Source organism: Bacillus cereus group sp. BfR-BA-01311, assembly GCF_022664295.1.
Taxonomy (GTDB): Bacteria; Bacillota; Bacilli; order Bacillales; family Bacillaceae_G; genus Bacillus_A; species Bacillus_A cereus.
In genome coordinates, this window is record NZ_JAKUHC010000001.1 from 808,673 (window position 1) to 827,910 (window position 19,238).

Below are 19,238 nucleotides of genomic sequence, written 5' to 3' on the forward strand. Positions count from 1 at the left end.
ATTGTATGAAAGTAGGGAAAGTATGTGAGTATAAGAAACAGAAAAAAAGGTAAAATTTCATGTACTGAAATGGTAAGGATAAAAAATGGATGTTACAATACAATTAATCCTAAAAATGGAATTCGAGGAGGGCTTATGCACAAAAAAATTGGATTTTTGGGATTTATCATATCTTGTAGTCTATTAATCATTTTAAAGCTATTTACAAACAATGAATGGATAAGTATTATACCTGTTTTCGGGTTTGTATTTATACTTTTATATAACTGGGATGGTATGAAACAATACAGTAAAAAGTATCGGAATTATGATAGGTATCATCGTTGTTTGCTCATTGTTCGCAGGGGTTATTTTAATAGAGGGTCAGAAACAAATGGAGAAAATGTCTATTTTTCAAGAATGGATGTCTTCTGCAAACGTTCTTTATCTTGTAATTATAGTTGTTATTTTTCTAAGAATTGTTATAAGTATAGCAAGTTACATATTAAAGGAGAAGTAGAATGGGGGAGTGCGAATGAGAGAAAAAATAGGATATTATGGTGTGCTAGTTTGTTTACTATTATCAATTATTTCAGGACAATTTCTTAACAGTGAATGGGTACCAGTTATATTATGTATAGGAGTATTGATTTTTGCTCCTATGTATCGCTGGAATGAATGGAAAGCATATAGTCGAAAAAAGAAAATGGTTTTCAGCATCGAATTTGTCATTATAATCAGCACAATTCCGTTTTTGTTATGGAAAGGAAATGAGATAATAGATGGAATTGTAATGTTTCAAGGGTGGTTGTTTATTGCGAAAATGCTATATTTAATATGCATTTTAATGTTGGTAGTGGTAGTCACTAAAATAGTAAACGAAAAGCTATTCGTTAATGAATAAAAGAAAATGCCACCTTATTCGGTGGCATTTCCTCATTTTACTGCATGAGTTTTTTGCATCTTTTTAATTAAACGAATTTGTCCACGATGATTGATTTCATCTTCAAAAACGTGAAACCACTTAAAATAGTTATTTGCTGGTTTGTCATACCAAAAGTCTGTCGTTTTAAATAACCATTCATCAGGTAATGATTGAAATATTGCAATCGTTTTGGAACGTACTTCTTGTAATGTATTGATGTAAAATTCTATAGCGTTTCCTTTTATTTTCTCACGCCCAAGATGGCCTAATTCAATGCCAGGTAACCAGCGTTCTAATTCAGCCTCCGTTGGTTCACGGTCTTCAAAAGTATGAATCTGGTAGTAAAATTCAATAGCAGCCATATGATACAATAACATGCCAATTGAATTTGCTTCCTTATCATATAAATAATCAAGTTCTTCAATTGTTAAACTTTCCACTGCTTGCATTGTTGTATAGCGAGCGTAATTCATCATGGAAACAAGCTTTGAAAATTCTACATGTAAACCCTCCAATTTATCAATTACAAAATTCAATTAAAATTCCCCCTCTTTAAATGAATACTCCAGAGAAGGAATTCTATGTGCAAAAAAAGTTTTGTTTAAACCTTCATAATATTAACAAGGGATTATAATTAGTTCTCTATTTGATTTTGTAATAACGTCATAACCATCTTTGGTGATGACAATATCATCTTCGATTCTACAACCGCCCCAGTTCGGTATGTAAATGCCCGGCTCAACTGTAACAACCATACCTTCTTGTAAAGTTGCCTTGCTTTCTTGGGATAAGCGAAGTGGTTCATGTATTTCTAACCCAAGACCGTGCCCGGTAGAGTGGCCAAAGTATTGACCGTATCCATGTTCTGTAATGTAATTCCTCGTTATATCATCGATACTTTTCGCAGTTTCTCCAGGCTTAATTGCTTCAGTCCCACGCTTTAACGCTTCTCGTACAACATTGTATATTTTTTGGAATTCTTCCGATGGTTCCCCGATTGCTACGGTACGTGTTATATCGGAACAATATCCGTCGTAAAGTGCACCGAAGTCTAATGTAACGATATCGCCTCGTTCGATTATTTTATTTGATGCAACTCCATGGGGAAGTGAAGAACGAACGCCTGAGGCTACAATGATTTGGAATGAAGAAGATGTGGCCCCTTTTTTTCGCATGAAAAATTCTAACTCATCTCGAACGTCAGTCTCGCTTATTCCAGGCTTTAGAAATGTAACAATATGGTGAAATGCTTCGTCAGCGATCGTAGCTGCGATTTTCATTGTTTCTATTTCAGATGTGTCTTTAATAAGTCGAATATCTTCAATAATCTCACACACTGGAACCATTTCTGTATGTATATATTTTTGTAGTTTCTTAAATTGTTGCAAAGTCATATTATTGTCTTCTATACCAAGTTTTTGAATTTTTAATTTTGATACTTGATTTGCAACTTCTTCTTCTAAATTTCCTTTATGCATAATAATTTCTGCTGCTTTTATTTCCGTTTTTGCTTGATCTACGTAACGGAAATCAGTAATGAAAATAGCTTTATGCGCAGCGATTAAGACAACGCCTGCGCTACCTGTAAAGTTTGTTGCGTATTGACGGTTTTCTTTTTTTGTAATAAGTAACCCGTCGATTCCGTAATTATGTAGTTGTTTTTGGATGTTAGTTATTCTTACATTCATTTTAATTCCTCCTTTTTACATTAATAAAGCAAGAATTGTGCCAGTATATTTATTTAGAATAAAAGAGAAGAGGGTAGCTGTGTGTCAAAAAAACTAGACGAATGTAAAATAAATATATATAAAATTTTTACAGTAAGTTTTTATGTGACTGAACAATAATATAAACTCGCAAACGAAAATCTTTTTAATTTAAATATTATATTTTTTGTATAAATGGATTAATTTAATTGGTATAATAAGGGATTGTTACGTTTTTTATAGGTAAAGAGATGTAACGAAAAAAACTGGGTTAAGGAATGTGAGTGTATGAAGAAATTAAGTAAAGTAATGTCATTTTGTTTGGCCGCTAGTATGCTTGTTATAACGGGGTGTGAAACAAGTGAACACAAAGTTCAAGTAAATGAAACGATTGAACAGCTTGATGAAGCGCCAGAAGTGACAGAAAAAGAAGCGAAAAAGATTGTAAGAAAGAGTGTAGATGGAATAGCAAATGCGTTTAGTGAGATGGAAAAAGAAAATGGATGGAGCCGAAATAATCCTGGGGATTTAGAGACAGCTAAAAAAGGAGTTAAAGGATTGGTTTCAGAAAAGTTTGTAGAGAATCAGCTTCCTGAATTGCTTGCTAACTTTAATAGATCGAGAGAGACTGATATGTTACCATTCCCAAATTATTTTCAAACTGAAATAAGATTTTCTTCTTCACAAGATAAAGAAAATTTAACGGTACATACATTAAGTTTAGAAGATGAAATAGGTCATGCGGCCCAAGATTGGGAATTTCATTTGGTGTATAAAGAAGGGGGATGGTTAATGGATAAATGGTCATTCGTTTTTCCTGAAGATTTAAAACTTACAAAAGAAGAAGCAAATAGAATTTTAAAAATGCCAGACGATAAGAATGTGTCATTTGTAAGTGAAGAAAATAGTGGCGATAAGAAATACATATTCAAAGATAGTAACGGATTAATTACTGTAAATGCGAAAACATCTCTTATTTCATACAATGTAGATAAAAATAGGTATGAAAAGGTAACGAAAGAAAGAAATATTCAAGAAACAGAACAAGTACAGAGAAAGGATTCGAGTGCGTATACAGGCTCAAAAGAAGAGAAACAATCGCAAAAAGAATCTTCTTCAAAGATAGATAGAGCAAATGTTTTAAGTGAATTAGCTGCTATAGATAAACAAGAAAAACATACGAATGCTATGTCAACCAATGATATAGTAAATGAAATAGAAGGAAATTATGAACTGTGGGATAATAAACTAAATGAAATTTACAGTACATTAAAAAGTACGATGTCACCTGATGCGTTTCAGTCGTTAAAAACGAAACAAATTGCGTGGGTTAAAGAAAAAGAAAGTAAAGTTAAAGCAATTGGTACTGATACAAATAACGGAACGATGAGGCGTATAGAAGCTTCAGAAGAGAAATATAAGATGACAAAAGCAAGATGTTATGAATTAGTAAATGGGTATATGAACTAGTGTGAACGAATATAAAAAATGCGTTGCTTATAAGCAACGCATTTTTGTATTTACGCTTTTAATTTCATTACAATATCAGCATCTGGTGTTACATATACGGTTTGCTGATTGTCGTACGTAACAAAACCAAGTTTTGCACCACTCGGTTTTTTGACATGGCGTATTTTGGTGAAATCAACAGGTACAGAGCTAGACTCTTTCGCTTTACTGTAATAGGCAGCAATTTTGGCAGCTTCTAGTAAAGTTTCTTCAGCAGGCTCTAAAGAACGAATGACAACGTGAGAGCCAGGTATGTCTTTCGTATGTAACCAAATTTCATCACGGCGGGCAAACTTCGTTGTTAAATAATCATTTTGTTTATTGTTTTTACCAACGAAAATCTCTGTGCCATCACTTGCTACATATTTATCTAATACTGGTTTAGTAGGCTTTTTCTTTGCGTTTTTCGTTTTGCGATTGCGCACATAACCTTCTTCAGCTAATTCCTCACGAATTTCTTCAATATCTTTTGAAGAAGCAGCTTCCATTTGTTGAAGTAAGCTATCAAAATAAAGAATTTCTTCATTTGTTTTTTCGATTTGTTCTTCTACAACAGCAACCGAATTTTTTGCTTTTTGATACTTTTGGAAATAGCGTTGTGCATTTTCAGATGGTGTTTTTAAAGGATCTAATGTGATTTTTACAGTTCCACCATCCTCATCGTAATAATTAACGACCTCAATATCTTTATCGCCCTTTTTTAAAGCGTACATATTGGCTGTAAGTAGCTCTCCAAATAGTTGATATTTATCTGCTTTTCCAGCATCTTGCAGTGTTTTTTCGAGTTTAATGAGTTTTTTCTCGTTTTTATTTTTTTCGTTTTGCATAAAGCGTTCTAAATCATGAGCTTGTTGTTTTACACGATCACGTTCTGCTTTGCCAAAGAAGAAACGATCTAACAATTCGCTTACTGATGAGAATGTTTTTTCTTCTCCTTGCAAGTGTGTAAGAGGGAAAAGATAAAAGAATTCTTTTCCATTTGCAGTAATCATTGTAGGTGTATATGCATGAGATAGTAATGGTGTTTGTATAGAGAAAAATGCTTCTGATAATGCTTTCTCGTTTACCATACCGGCTTTCTTTACTACTTCTTTTGCAAATAATGGGGATATTCCCATGAAAGCACCGACGAGTTGTTTATCCATATTTCCAGATAGAAAGTCTAGCGGTCTAATAAAATCATCTGCGGTTTCAATTTGCAGAGGATTGATTTTATGTTGGGCTGGTGGCGCGACGTACTCAGCACCAGCATATACAGTTCGGTGACGGTTTACGGCTAATGAAACGTGTTTTAAGCTATCTAAAATCACGTTTGTTTTCGTATCTAATAAGATAATGTTACTATGTCGTCCCATTATTTCAATTACTAATGTTTTTAATGATTCGTCTCCGATTTCATTACGACTGCGAACTGTAATTTGAATAATGCGTTCTAAGTCGATTTGTTCAATTTTTTCAATAAATCCACCTTCTAAATGTTTGCGAAGAAGCATACAGAACATCGGCGGTATTGCTGGCGAATCGTAGTTTTGATTCGTTAAGTGCATACGCGCATATGTAGGATGAGATGAAAGAATTAGTTTTTGGTTCTTTCCATTCGCTCGAATATGTAATAAAATCTCGTATTTTGAAGGTTGATATATTTTGGAAATTCTTCCTGTGTAAAGAGAATTTTCAATTTCATGTGTAATCGCTCTTGTAAATAATCCATCGAATGCCATAAATGAACACTCCTTTCTAACTAAATGTTAATTATAGCATTTTTTTGGACGAGGCTGAATAAGCTTTCAATAGAGTATGTCTGGAATCAGGAGGTCGATAGCAGGATGAACTGGTATGGAATGCGAGCACATGAAGTGGAAGAAAGAACGAATACGAATGTAAAGGTTGGACTTACAGAGAAAGAAGCAGAAGGGCGAGTAAAGAAATTTGGTACTAATGAATTAGAAGAAGCAAAAAGGCCTTCTGCACTAATGGTATTTTTAGCACAGTTTAAAGATTTCATGGTACTCGTTTTGTTTGGAGCAACAATTGTTTCTGCGTTTTTAGGTGAATACATTGATTCTATTGCTATTGTTGCCATTGTTATTATCAATGGTATTCTCGGCTTTTTTCAAGAAAGAAAAGCTGAAAAATCATTGGAAGCTTTAAAGGAACTAGCTGCCCCGCAAGTTACTGTAATGCGGAATGGAAAGTGGGTAAAAGCACCATCTAAAGCACTTGTTTTAGGTGATATTATTAAGTTTTCCAGTGGTGATCGTATTGGGGCTGATGTGCGTCTTGTTGAGGCATCAAGTTTATATATTGAAGAGTCTGCTTTGACAGGGGAGTCCGTACCTGTACAAAAGAAGGTAGAAGCACTGCAAGGGCAAGATGTTGCAATTGGGGATCAAAAAAATATGGCTTTTATGGGGACAATGATTACGCGAGGATCTGGTACAGGAGTCGTTGTAGCAACTGGTATGAATACAGCGATGGGGCAAATTGCAAATATGTTGCAAAATGCAGAGCAAATGGAAACGCCACTGCAAAGAAGGTTAGAACAGCTCGGAAAAATATTAATTATTGTAGCTCTTATTTTGACAGCGCTCGTTGTATTGGCTGGTGTGTATCAAGGGAATGAAGTATATCATATGTTTTTAGCTGGCGTATCGCTAGCTGTTGCGGCTATTCCAGAAGGATTGCCAGCAATTGTTACAGTAGCTTTATCCCTTGGTGTACAGCGTATGATAAAAAAGAGAGCAATTGTAAGGAAGTTACCGGCCGTAGAAACGTTAGGCTGCGCTTCTGTTATATGCTCTGATAAAACGGGAACAATGACACAAAACAAAATGATGGTAACACATATGTGGTCAGGCGGAGAATTGTGGAAAGTGACAGGGCAAGGATATGAACCTAATGGCTCTTTTATGAAAGGTGAAAAAGAAGTGAATCCAGCTAAGACAAAATCACTTTATCAGCTACTTACATTTGGTTCACTATGTAACAATGCAAATATTATTCAAAAGAAAAAGGCGTACGTATTAGATGGGGATCCAACAGAGGGAGCGCTTGTAGCTGCAGCAATGAAAGCTGGGATAACACGTGAGGCATTGAAAGGGAAATTTGAAATTATTCGTGAATTTCCATTTGATTCAACTCGAAAAATGATGAGTGTTATTGTACGAGATCGAGAGGGGAAAAAGTTTATTGTTACGAAAGGAGCACCGGATGTTCTTTTGCAAATGAGTCAAACAATCTTATGGGGGGATAAGCAGCAGCCGTTAAGTGAGCTATATAGAAAAGAAGTACAGGCGGCTATTCATAGCTTAGGTAGTCAAGCGCTTCGAACAATTGCAGTTGCGTTTAAACCTTTAAAAGTCACGGATTCTATTGAACATGAAAGAGACGTTGAAAAAGATTTTATGTTGGTTGGGATACAAGGTATGATTGACCCGCCAAGGCCAGAAGTCGCGCAGGCGGTAAAAGAGTGTAAAGAAGCTGGTATTCGAACAGTAATGATTACAGGTGATCATAAAGTGACAGCAATGGCGATTGCTGAACAATTAGGAGTTTTACCACCAGATGGACGCGTTGTTGAAGGAGTAGAACTCGCGAATATGGATGTGGAGGAATTAGAAAATGTTGTAGAAGATACGTATGTATTCGCTCGTGTATCACCTGAGCATAAATTGAAAATTGTTAAAGCATTGCAAAATCAAGGACATATAGTAGCGATGACAGGTGATGGAGTGAACGATGCTCCAGCTATAAAAACAGCGGATATTGGGATAGCGATGGGGATTACAGGGACAGATGTTGCAAAAGAAGCCTCTTCACTTGTTTTACTAGATGATAATTTTGCTACAATTAAGTCAGCGATTAAAGAAGGAAGAAATATATACGAGAACATACGTAAGTTCATTCGCTACTTATTGGCGTCAAATGTTGGAGAAATTTTAGTTATGTTATTTGCGATGTTACTTGCATTACCACTGCCGATGGTTCCTATTCAAATTTTATGGGTGAACTTAGTTACTGATGGTTTACCAGCGATGGCATTAGGTTTGGATAAGGCTGAAGGAGATGTGATGAAGAGAACACCGCGTCACCCGAAAGAAGGGGTATTCGCTAGAGGGCTTGCGTGGAAAATAATAAGTCGAGGGTTTTTAATTGGAGCAGTGACGTTAGTGGCGTTTATTATTGCGTATAACCAACATCCAAATGAACTGAAATATGCACAAACTGTAGCGTTCGCGACGTTGGTACTTGCACAGCTTATTCATGTATTTGATTGTCGTAGTGAGCATTCTGTCTTTCACCGTAATCCATTTGGGAACGTGTATTTAGTAGGGGCGGTTATTATTTCGTTACTACTTATGCTAGTGGTTATATATTATCCACCGTTACAACCGATCTTTAGCACAATGCCGATACAAGCAAGAGATTGGTTATTAATTGGAGGTTTGTCATCAATTCCGACTTTCTTACTAGTAGGTTCTTTATTAACAGGGAAAAAGGCTAAGAAGAAAAAGCCGATGTTATATAAGAAGGGATTAAACTTGAAATAGTCAATGTTATGAAAATGTGATATAATTTACAGAAGGTAGTAGAGCCTTGTCTCTATTACCTTTTTCATTGAGTTATTTTATGGCTTGGATGTGATAAAAATGATTTCTAGTATGACAGGGTTTGGAAGATCGAAAGTAGAAAGTGATACTTTTCAAATTACAGTAGAAATGAAATCGGTGAACCACCGTTTTTTAGAGATGAGTATTCGACTTCCTAAGCAAATGATGGTATTTGAGGACAAAATTCGTAAAATAATTGCACAGCAAGTTCGACGTGGGCGCATCGAAGTGTCTATTAGTATAGCAGGTGAAGGACTTGTTGAAAGAAAATTAAGTGTGAATTGGTCACTTCTTGAGCAGTACCAATCGATGATGGAAGATATAAAAGGGAAATTTCAATTACAAGATTCTATTACACTCGAACAATTAATGGCAATGCCAGAAGTAACAGCAATTGAAGAAATAGAAAATGTAAATGAACATTTTGAGAACAGTTTATATGAGGCTGTTCGTCAAGCTGCTCATATGTTGAAAACGATGAGAGATGGCGAAGGAGAACGATTACATAAAGATATAGCGTATCGTTTACAAGAGATTAGCAATTGTGTAAATGCGATTATTCCACATGCACCAATTGTTACACAAAAATATCGTGAACGATTAGAAAATCGCTTAAAAGAATTACATAATCAAGATCTAGATGAACAAAGATTGCTAACAGAAGTCGCAATCTTTGCAGAGCGTTGTGATATTCATGAAGAGTTAGTTCGTTTGCAAAGTCATTTAGAGCAATTTCGTGAAACATTGCAGATTGAAGAGCCTGTTGGAAGGAAAATGGATTTCATCGTGCAAGAGATGCATAGAGAAATTAATACGATTGGTTCTAAGGCAAATGACTTAACAATTTCAAAATATGTTGTAGAAATGAAAAATAACCTTGAAAAAATTCGTGAACAAGTACAAAATATTGAGTAGCTTTCAAAAAATATATAAAGTTATACGTGGTGGAGAAATCGGATAGACTTACTAGGAGGCGCAAACTATGGCCATGCGGTTTTTAAATATTGGATACGGAAATATTGTATCTGCTCATCGAATTATTGCTATTGTAAGTCCGGAGTCAGCTCCTATTAAACGAACAGTACAAGAAGCACGCGAACATAATGCTTTGCTTGATGCTACGTATGGGAGAAAAACAAGGGCGGTTATTGTTATGGATGATGGGCATGTTGTATTAAGTCCAATTCAACCAGAGACGATTGCACATCGTTTGAATAATAAAGAAGATTTAAGTGAGGAAGGGTAGGTTTTACATATTTATGAGAAGTAGAAGAGGATTGCTCATCGTTCTTTCAGGGCCTTCTGGGGTTGGAAAAGGGACGGTTCGTAAAGAGCTGTTTAGCCATGAGGATACACGTTTTCAGTACTCTATTTCAGTAACGACACGTAAGCCGCGTGAAGGTGAAGTAGATGGTGTGGATTATTTCTTTAAAGAAAGAGAAGAATTCGAGGAAATGATTCGTAATGAAAAATTACTTGAGTGGGCTGAGTTCGTAGGTAATTATTACGGAACACCGATTGACTATGTTGAAAAAACATTACAAGAAGGAAAAGATGTATTCTTAGAAATTGAAGTGCAAGGAGCAATTCAAGTTAAGAAAGCTTTCCCAGAAGGTGTATTTATTTTCTTAGCACCTCCAAGTTTATCTGAACTAAAGAGCCGTATTGTCGGACGTGGTACAGAGACTGAAGATGTTATTGAAAATCGTTTAACTGTAGCGAAAGAAGAAATCGAGATGATGGACGCTTACGACTATGTAGTAGAAAACGATCAAGTTGAATTAGCTTGTGATAGAATTAAAGCAATTGTGGTTGGCGAACATTGCCGCCGCGAAAGGGTAGCAAAATATTATAAAGAAATGACGGAGGGTCTATAATTATGTTAAATCCATCAATTGACTCATTACTACAAAAAATCGATTCTAAGTACACTTTAGTAACAGTGGCTGCAAAACGCGCACGTGAAATGCAACTTGCTAATAACTGTGTTGTAGAAAAACCTGTTTCTCATAAATGTGTAGGTAAAGCATTAGAAGAAATCGATGCAGAAGCATTAAGCTACGTACCAAGTGAAGATAAAGTAGCTGAATAAGCCTTTGCCTTCGACAAAATAAAACATAGACTTTATAATTTTCTATGTAACGGTAACAACCTATTTACAAGTAGGTTGTTATTTTTTTACGAAAGGAATGAAATATCGGTACTGACGAGCTGAGAATTCTATTTCAGTATTATAAGTTTGAAAAAGAAAGAGGACGAGTCATATGCTAAAAGGGAAAAAGATACTTTTATGTGTAACAGGAGGCATTGCGGTTTTTAAAGCAGCTGCGTTAACGAGTAAATTGACACAATCTGGCGCGATTGTCAAAGTAATGATGAGTGAGTCGGCAATGAAGTTTGTTACGCCTCTTACATTCCAAGCGCTTTCTCGCCATGATGTATATACGGATACATTCGATGAGAAAGACTCAGCTGTTATTGCTCATATTGATTTAGCAGATTGGGCGGATGTTGTACTTGTCGCACCTGCTACTGCCAATTGTATTGGAAAGTTAGCTGGTGGTATTGCAGATGATATGATTACAACTACTTTGTTAGCTACTACAGCTCCGGTATGGATTGCGCCTGCTATGAATGTGCATATGTATGAAAATAAAATAGTTCAAAAAAATATGATGACATTGAAAACGCTAGGATATACATTTATTGAGCCTGGGGAAGGCTTTTTAGCATGTGGATATGTAGCGAAGGGACGACTAGAAGAACCTGAAGCAATTATTGCACGGTTAGAGGAAGCTTTCTCAGAACACAAACCATTGCAGGGAAAAAGAATATTAATAACTGCTGGCCCAACACGTGAAAAGGTTGATCCAGTTCGTTTTATGACGAATTTTTCTTCTGGGAAAATGGGGTATGCGATTGCGGAAGTGGCAGCGAATTTAGGCGCTGATGTTATACTCGTTTCAGGACCGACAGCATTAAATCCACCGTTACATGTAACGACAGTGCAAGTGGAATCTGCACAAGATATGTTAGAAGCAGTTCTTCAACATTATCAAAACGTAGACGTTGTCATTAAAACAGCAGCAGTTGCAGATTATCGTCCGAAATATGTGCATGAGAATAAAATGAAAAAGCAAAATGGTGATGCTGTCATTGAACTTGAAAGAACGGTGGATATTTTAAAAACATTAGGTCAGAAAAAGGATAAACAGTTACTTATCGGTTTTGCTGCTGAAACGACAAATGTAGAGGAATATGCAACGAAAAAACTACGTGAGAAAAATGCAGATATGATTGTCGCGAATGATGTAAAAGCGCAAGGAGCTGGATTTGGCACGGATACGAATATTGTAACAATGTATAGAAAAGATGGAAAAGTTATTGAGTTGCCACTTTTAATGAAAAAAGAGGTAGCTCGTGAAATATTGAAGCAAATTGAAATGATGTTAGAAGATGATCGTTTATGAAATTTGCAAGTGTAATTGTTGATGTACCTGCCCGTCAGACAGATCGACCATTTGATTACATTATTCCTAAAAAATGGGAAGATATTGTACAGACAGGAATGCGTGTAGTAGTTCCGTTTGGGCCAAGAAAATTGCAAGGTTTTATTATTGGGATTAAAGATTCGGTGGATGTAGAAAGTAAGAAGTTAAAGACAATCCATGAAATATTAGATGTAACACCGGTTTTAAATGATGAATTATTAAAGCTTGGATATTGGCTTACAAGTGAAACGTTATGCTACATGATTTCAGCTTTTCAAGTGATGCTTCCAACTGCGATAAAAGCAACGTATAAAAAACGTCTACAACTTTGTAAACAGGAAGAAATAGCACCTGAAATACTATATTTATTTCAGGATAAAGAAGCAATTGATTTTGAAGTAATCGAGCAACAGCCACATTTATACCGAACTATTCAACAAGAAATTAAAAATGGTACGGTTGAAGTCGTTTATCAGGTGAAAGATAAAGTACAAAAGAAGAAGCAAAGAGTGGTTCAGCCGGAGTTGCCAGAAGATAAATTGGAATTAGCGGCATTTGAACTGAAAAGTAAAAAACAACAAGATGTACTGTATTATTTTGTGGAAAATTATAAAAGTACACCGTTGAAAGTAATTACAGAAGAGTTACAAATAACAGATGCTCCAATAAAAGCACTTGTTAAAAAGGGATTCATTTCAGAAAAGTATGTGGAAGTATACCGAAATCCGTATGACGATGATGATTTTGAACAAACAAAACCATTTCCACTTACGGAGGAACAAAAACAAGTTATTACACCGATTTTATCATCAATTACAAATGAAACTTATAATCCATTTTTACTATATGGTGTTACAGGAAGTGGAAAGACAGAAGTATATTTACAATCTATAGCAGCAGTGCTCAAGAAAGGAAAAGAAGCTATCGTTCTTGTTCCTGAAATTGCACTAACGCCCCAAATGGTGGATCGTTTTAAAGGTAGGTTTGGCTCGCAAGTTGCAGTTCTTCATAGTGCGTTGTCTGTTGGAGAAAAGTATGACGAGTGGCGTAAGATTTTAAGAAAAGAAGTGAAAGTTGTAGTTGGTGCGCGTTCAGCTGTTTTTGCGCCTTTTGAGAATTTAGGGATTATTATTATTGATGAAGAGCATGAATCAAGTTACAAACAAGAAGATAATCCGAGGTATCATGCAAGAGATGTAGCTGTCTGGAGAGGACAATATCATAAATGTCCTATCGTTCTTGGTAGTGCGACACCAACACTTGAATCGTTTGCAAGGGCGAAAAAAGGTGTTTATGAACTATTAACAATGGAAAAACGTATGAATGAACAAGCTTTACCAACGGTAGAGATTGTTGACATGCGAGAAGAACTTCGTGACGGGAATCGATCAATGTTTTCTAAGGCGCTGCATGAAAAAATAGCAGATCGATTAGAAAAGAAAGAACAAATGGTACTCTTTTTAAATAGAAGAGGTCATTCTACATTTGTTATGTGCCGTGATTGTGGGTATGTTGTCCAATGTCCGCATTGTGATATTTCATTGACATATCATAAAATGAATCATCGTTTAAAATGTCATTATTGTAGTTACGAAGAGAATATGCCAACTGAGTGTCCAGCTTGTCAAAGTACATACATTCGTTTCTTTGGTACAGGTACACAAAAGGTAGAAGAAGAAATTACAAAACTATTTCCAGAGGCGCGAGTCATTCGAATGGATGTAGATACGACAAGTCGAAAAGGAATGCATGAAAAATTATTAAAGGCGTTTGGGGAAGAAAAAGCAGATATATTACTTGGAACACAAATGATTGCTAAAGGATTAGATTTTCCGAAAGTAACGCTCGTTGGGGTTTTAACTGCAGATACGATGCTTCACTTACCTGATTTTCGGGCGAGTGAAAAGACATATCAGTTATTGACGCAAGTAAGTGGACGAGCGGGTAGACATGAATTGCCAGGGGAAGTTGTGATTCAAACGTATACGCCAGAACATTACAGTATAGAGTTAGCGAAGAACCAACAATATGATGTGTTTTTTGACCAAGAAATGCAAATGAGACGAACAAGACAATATCCCCCATATTACTATGTTGTACTCGTAACTGTATCTCATCCAGAATTATTAAAAGCGGTACAAGTGACGGAAAAAATTGCCTCGTATTTACGAACGCATTGCTCACAGCAAACAATGGTGCTAGGACCAGTTGCTTCAGCGATTCCAAGGATAAAAGATAGATATCGTTATCAATGCATGATAAAATACAAACGGGAACCAAACTTAAAGAACGTGCTCAAAATGGTAAATGAACATTATCAAGCAGAAATGCAAAAAGAGCTACAAATCTCAATTGATTTTAATCCAACAATGTTAATGTAGCGGAGGGAAATATGGCAGTTTTAGAAATAATAAAGCATCCAAATGAAGTGTTAGAAACACCATGCGAAAGAGTAATTAACTTTGATAAAAAGTTAGTGAAATTGTTGAAAGATATGCATGAAACAATGTTAATTGCGGACGGAGTCGGTTTAGCTGCGCCTCAAGTAGGTGTAAGCTTGCAAGTAGCGGTTGTTGATGTCGATGATGATACTGGGAAAATCGAGTTAATCAATCCATCAATATTAGAAAAACGTGGTGAACAAGTAGGTCCCGAAGGCTGTTTAAGCTTCCCGGGACTTTATGGTGAAGTAGAACGTGCCGATTATATTAAAGTAAGAGCGCAAAATCGCCGTGGGAAAGTATTCTTATTAGAAGCGGAAGGATTTTTAGCGCGTGCAATTCAACATGAAATTGATCATTTACACGGTGTTTTATTTACATCGAAAGTGACAAGATATTATGAAGAAAACGAACTAGAATAGGTGTTAAAAGGAGCGGTTTTTAAATGATAAAAGTAGTGTTTATGGGAACACCGGACTTTTCAGTGCCGGTGCTTCGTCGTCTTATTGAAGATGGCTATGAGGTAGTAGGTGTTGTGACGCAACCTGATCGTCCAGTAGGTAGAAAAAAAGTATTAACACCTACACCTGTTAAAGTTGAAGCGGAAAAACATGGTATCCCTGTGTTACAGCCGTTAAAAATTCGTGAAAAAGATGAATATGAAAAAGTATTGGCATTAGAGCCAGATTTAATTGTAACAGCTGCATTTGGGCAGATTGTACCAAATGAAATTTTAGAAGCACCAAAGTATGGGTGTATTAATGTTCACGCTTCTTTACTTCCTGAACTTCGTGGTGGTGCACCAATTCATTATGCAATTATGGAAGGTAAAGAAAAAACAGGTATTACAATTATGTATATGGTAGAAAAATTGGATGCTGGTGATATCTTAACGCAAGTGGAAGTTGAAATTGAAGAGCGTGAAACGACAGGCTCATTATTTGATAAATTAAGTGAAGCAGGAGCACACCTTCTATCTAAAACAGTGCCTTTATTAATTCAAGGTAAGTTAGAACCGATTAAACAAAACGAAGAAGAAGTAACGTTTGCGTACAATATAAAACGTGAGCAAGAGAAAATTGATTGGACAAAAACAGGTGAAGAAGTATACAATCACATTCGCGGATTGAATCCATGGCCAGTTGCTTATACAACTTTAGCAGGACAAGTTGTTAAAGTATGGTGGGGGGAAAAAGTGCCTATAACTGAACCGGCTGAAGCAGGTACGATTGTTGCAATCGAAGAAGATGGTTTTGTTGTAGCAACGAGTAATGAAACAGGTGTTAAAATTACTGAATTGCAACCTTCTGGTAAAAAGCGTATGAGTTGTTCACAATTTTTACGTGGAACAAAACCTGAAATTGGAACGAAGTTAGGAGAAAATGCATGAGACAAAATGTTCGTGAATTAGCTCTTGATGGTTTAATTCAAGTGGAAAAAAGTGGTGCATATAGCAACTTACTTTTAAATAATCTAATTGAAAAAAGTGCAATTGATAGAAAAGATATTGGTTTATTAACTGAAATTGTATATGGAACGATTCAACGTCGTGACACATTAGATTATTATTTACAGCCTTTTTTAAAAAAGAAGGTTGAGGCGTGGGTAATAGTATTGCTTCGCTTATCTTTATATCAAATGATTTATTTAGACCGAGTGCCAGAAAGAGCGGCTATTCATGAAGCGGTTGAGATTGCAAAGCGTCGCGGGCATAAAGGAATTGCTGGTATGGTGAACGGTGTATTACGTTCGATTCAGAGAGAAGGTGTACCTTCTGTAGATGAAATCAAGGATCCAGTAGAACGTCTTGCAATTACAACAAGTCATCCAGTTTGGCTTGTCCAAGAGTGGACTTCAGAATACGGTTTAGAAACTGCAGAAAAAATGTGCGAAGTAAACATGTTACCACCTGTACCAACAGCGCGTGTGAATGTTGATAAGGTAACTGTAGAAGAAGCGATTGAGTTGTTAGCAAGTGAAGGTATAGAAGCAAAACGTGGTGACTTATCAGATGATGCTATTCAGATTGAAAGAGGAAATGTAGCGCATACAGAAGCGTTTAAAAAAGGATTTCTTTCTATTCAAGATGAAAGTTCTATGCTTGTAGCACGCGCTTTAGAACCGAGTACGGGAGATGCAGTTCTTGATAGTTGTGCTGCTCCAGGCGGAAAAACAACGCATATCGCGGAACGATTAAAGGGAACTGGTAAGGTCATGTCCCTTGATTTACATGCACACAAAGTACGTTTAATTAAACAGCAAGCAGAGCGACTTGGTCTAGAAAATGTCGAAACTAAAGCGCTAGATGCTAGAAAAGTGCAAGAGCACTTTGCAAATGAAACGTTTGATAAAATATTGGTAGATGCACCGTGTTCTGGATTTGGTGTAATTAGACGTAAACCTGATATTAAGTTAGGAAAAGATAAAGGCGATAGTGAAAGATTATCGACGATTCAAATTGCAATACTAGAAAAAATAGCACCATTATTAAAACAAGGCGGTCGTCTTGTTTATAGTACGTGCACAATTGAGAAAATAGAAAATGAACAAGTAATAGAGAAATTTTTACAAGAACATCCTGAATTTGAATGGGATACTACGCTTAAAGAGCGTATGCCAGAAAAATTAACTCCGTATATTGATGAAGGTCAAGTGCAAATTTTACCGCATTATTTTGCGACGGATGGCTTTTATATTGCTTGTTTAAGGAAGAAGGTGTAGCATCATGGAAACGACTGTAAGAAAACAAAAGAAAAATTTAGAAACGAAGAAACCATCAATTTACTCTTTACAACTTCATGAAATGCAAGATTGGTTAAAGGAACAAGGAGAACCGAAGTTCCGTGCTGGACAAATTTTTGATTGGTTATATAAAAAACGTGTAAAAAATTATGAGGATATGTCAAACCTTTCTAAAGGATTGCGTGATAAATTGTCGAATTCCTTTGATATTACTACTTTAAAAACGTTAGTAAAACAAACGTCTTCGGATGGAACAATTAAATTCTTATTCCAATTATATGACGGATATTCTATTGAAACGGTATTAATGCGACACGAATATGGAAATTCCATTTGTGTAACAACGCAAGTTGGTTGTCGTATTGGGTGTACGTTCTGTGCTTCGACACTTGGTGGATTAAAGCGAAACCTAGAAGCTGGAGAAATCGTAGCGCAAGTAGTAGAAGTTCAGCGTGCGCTTGATGAAACAGAAGAACGTGTAAGTTCTCTTGTTGTTATGGGGATTGGAGAACCATTTGATAACTATGATAATTTAATGGGATTCTTACGCATCATTAACCATGAAAAAGGACTTCATATTGGTGCGAGACATATGACTGTTTCGACGAGTGGAATTATCCCGAAAATTTATAAGTTTGCTGAAGAAGATCTACAAATTAATTTTGCGATTTCATTGCATGCTCCAAACTCAGAATTACGTTCAAAATTAATGCCGATTAACCGTGCTTATAAATTACCAGATTTAATGGAAGCTATTAAATACTATGTAAATAGAACAGGGCGTCGCATTACTTTTGAATATGGATTATTTGGAGGAGAAAATGACCAAGTAGAGCATGCTGAAGAGCTTGCTGCGCTCTTAAAAGGTGTAAAATGTCATGTGAACTTGATTCCGGTAAACTACGTACCTGAACGTGATTATGTACGTACGCCACGTGAACAAATTTTCTTGTTCGAAAAAACGTTAAAAGATCGTGGAGTGAATGTAACGATTCGCCGTGAACAAGGTCATGATATTGATGCAGCCTGCGGTCAGTTGCGTGCGAAGGAGCGCAAAGAAGAGACGAGGTGACGAGATGAAAGCCGTATTTCTATCGGATAAAGGAAAAGTTCGTCAACATAATGAAGATAGTGCAGGAGTTTTTCACAATTTAGATGGAAATGTATTAGCGGTAGTAGCAGATGGAATGGGAGGTCATCGAGCTGGTGATGTAGCTAGCTCGATGGCCATTCAATTATTCCATGATTATTGGAAGCAAACACATAATATGAATGAGCCGAAAAAAGTAGAACAATGGTTACATACTAGTGTTGGGATTATTAATGAGCGTATATATGAATATGCTCAGCAAAATGCAGAATGTAATGGTATGGGAACAACGCTTATAATAGCTGTTTGTACACCAAGCTTTGTGACAATAGGGCATATAGGAGATAGTCGTTGCTATATGGTATCAGAAGGAGAAATGACGCTAGTAACGGAAGATCATTCGCTTGTAAATGAGCTTGTGAAACATGGTGAAATTTCAAAGGAAGACGCAGAGTATCATCCGAAAAAGAATGTGTTATTAAGAGCATTAGGAACAGAAGAAAAAGTTGGGTTAGATGTTAAAACGTTGGTGATTGAGGAAGATGATCAATTACTTCTTTGCTCTGATGGGTTATCAAACAAAGTTTCTATTGATGATATGCGACAAATTTTACAGTTAAATGAACAGCTTGAAGGTAAAGGGCAGTGTCTCATTCAATTGGCAAATGATCGCGGTGGAGAAGATAATATCACACTTGTTCTTATTGATTATGCGGGTTCGACAAACGAAAGTAGGTGAAGTACA

At 36.1% G+C, this 19,238-nt stretch carries 17 protein-coding genes and 1 pseudogene; 15 read left to right on the forward strand and 3 right to left on the reverse strand.

Features of this window, described 5'->3' with window-relative positions; translation table 11 throughout:
- Positions 1-135 precede the first annotated feature (135 nt).
- A pseudogene (locus MR136_RS04380) lies at positions 136-499 on the forward strand (YoqO family protein).
- Between the two features lie 15 nt (positions 500-514).
- A complete protein-coding gene (locus MR136_RS04385) occupies positions 515-883 on the forward strand; it encodes a YoqO family protein (RefSeq protein ID WP_001208250.1) in 369 nt (122 codons plus the stop codon).
- Positions 884-915: 32 nt separating this feature from the next.
- Here the strand turns inward: MR136_RS04385 and MR136_RS04390 are convergent, their stop codons facing one another.
- Together MR136_RS04390 and MR136_RS04395 are read right to left on the reverse strand one after the other, a co-directional pair.
- Positions 916-1,440, reverse strand: coding sequence for a DinB family protein (locus tag MR136_RS04390; RefSeq protein ID WP_017672856.1), 525 nt, complete (start codon positions 1,438-1,440; stop codon positions 916-918).
- An 81-nt stretch (positions 1,441-1,521) separates the two neighbouring features.
- The gene (locus tag MR136_RS04395; protein ID WP_025689245.1) at positions 1,522-2,592 is read right to left on the reverse strand and encodes a M24 family metallopeptidase; all 1,071 of its coding nucleotides are present in this window, start codon (positions 2,590-2,592) and stop codon (positions 1,522-1,524) included.
- 306 nt (positions 2,593-2,898) lie between these two features.
- On the opposite strand from MR136_RS04395, the gene MR136_RS04400 reads away from it, so the two are divergent.
- Positions 2,899-4,080 carry a lysozyme inhibitor LprI family protein gene (locus MR136_RS04400; RefSeq protein WP_000736521.1) on the forward strand — a complete coding sequence of 394 codons (1,182 nt, stop codon included), beginning with the start codon at positions 2,899-2,901 and terminating at the stop codon, positions 4,078-4,080.
- A gap of 50 nt (positions 4,081-4,130) precedes the next feature.
- On the opposite strand, the gene MR136_RS04405 is transcribed toward MR136_RS04400, so the two are convergent.
- Entirely contained in the window at positions 4,131-5,840 is a 1,710-nt protein-coding gene (locus tag MR136_RS04405) for an Rqc2 family fibronectin-binding protein (protein WP_000863284.1), read from the reverse strand.
- Between the two features lie 105 nt (positions 5,841-5,945).
- Between MR136_RS04405 and MR136_RS04410 the strand changes: the two genes are divergently transcribed.
- The 12 genes from MR136_RS04410 (at position 5,946) to MR136_RS04465 (ending at position 19,232) form a co-directional block, all read left to right on the forward strand.
- The gene (locus MR136_RS04410; RefSeq protein ID WP_001104778.1) at positions 5,946-8,669 is read left to right on the forward strand and encodes a calcium-translocating P-type ATPase, SERCA-type; all 2,724 of its coding nucleotides are present in this window, start codon (positions 5,946-5,948) and stop codon (positions 8,667-8,669) included.
- Positions 8,670-8,768: 99 nt separating this feature from the next.
- Positions 8,769-9,644: a YicC/YloC family endoribonuclease gene (locus MR136_RS04415; RefSeq protein ID WP_000625866.1), complete on the forward strand. Its 876-nt coding sequence runs from the start codon at positions 8,769-8,771 to the stop codon at positions 9,642-9,644.
- A gap of 67 nt (positions 9,645-9,711) precedes the next feature.
- Complete coding sequence (gene remA / locus MR136_RS04420; RefSeq protein WP_001251456.1) at positions 9,712-9,975, forward strand: extracellular matrix/biofilm regulator RemA; 264 nt, start codon at positions 9,712-9,714, stop codon at positions 9,973-9,975.
- A 13-nt stretch (positions 9,976-9,988) separates the two neighbouring features.
- Positions 9,989-10,606 carry a guanylate kinase gene (gene gmk / locus MR136_RS04425; RefSeq protein ID WP_001257741.1) on the forward strand — a complete coding sequence of 206 codons (618 nt, stop codon included), beginning with the start codon at positions 9,989-9,991 and terminating at the stop codon, positions 10,604-10,606.
- A 2-nt stretch (positions 10,607-10,608) separates the two neighbouring features.
- Complete coding sequence (gene rpoZ, locus MR136_RS04430; protein WP_000933960.1) at positions 10,609-10,821, forward strand: DNA-directed RNA polymerase subunit omega; 213 nt, start codon at positions 10,609-10,611, stop codon at positions 10,819-10,821.
- Between the two features lie 172 nt (positions 10,822-10,993).
- The gene (gene coaBC / locus MR136_RS04435) at positions 10,994-12,199 is read left to right on the forward strand and encodes a bifunctional phosphopantothenoylcysteine decarboxylase/phosphopantothenate--cysteine ligase CoaBC (RefSeq protein WP_000911750.1); all 1,206 of its coding nucleotides are present in this window, start codon (positions 10,994-10,996) and stop codon (positions 12,197-12,199) included.
- Positions 12,196-14,601, forward strand: a complete 2,406-nt coding sequence (gene priA / locus MR136_RS04440; protein ID WP_000666720.1) for a primosomal protein N' — start codon at positions 12,196-12,198, stop codon at positions 14,599-14,601. Before coaBC ends, priA begins: the two co-directional genes overlap by 4 nt.
- 11 nt (positions 14,602-14,612) lie before the next feature.
- Positions 14,613-15,083, forward strand: coding sequence for a peptide deformylase (gene def / locus MR136_RS04445; protein ID WP_000279455.1), 471 nt, complete (start codon positions 14,613-14,615; stop codon positions 15,081-15,083).
- A gap of 23 nt (positions 15,084-15,106) precedes the next feature.
- Positions 15,107-16,051, forward strand: a complete 945-nt coding sequence (gene fmt / locus MR136_RS04450) for a methionyl-tRNA formyltransferase (RefSeq protein ID WP_000598804.1) — start codon at positions 15,107-15,109, stop codon at positions 16,049-16,051.
- Positions 16,048-17,382 (forward strand): 16S rRNA (cytosine(967)-C(5))-methyltransferase RsmB, encoded by a 1,335-nt coding sequence (gene rsmB, locus MR136_RS04455; RefSeq protein WP_242259261.1) that lies wholly within the window; start codon positions 16,048-16,050, stop codon positions 17,380-17,382. Before fmt ends, rsmB begins: the two co-directional genes overlap by 4 nt.
- A gap of 4 nt (positions 17,383-17,386) precedes the next feature.
- Complete coding sequence (gene rlmN, locus MR136_RS04460) at positions 17,387-18,475, forward strand: dual-specificity RNA methyltransferase RlmN (protein ID WP_000450540.1); 1,089 nt, start codon at positions 17,387-17,389, stop codon at positions 18,473-18,475.
- 4 nt (positions 18,476-18,479) lie between these two features.
- On the forward strand, positions 18,480-19,232 hold the full coding sequence (locus MR136_RS04465) for a Stp1/IreP family PP2C-type Ser/Thr phosphatase (protein ID WP_000648703.1): 753 nt from the start codon (positions 18,480-18,482) through the stop codon (positions 19,230-19,232).
- Positions 19,233-19,238: the final 6 nt, after the last annotated feature.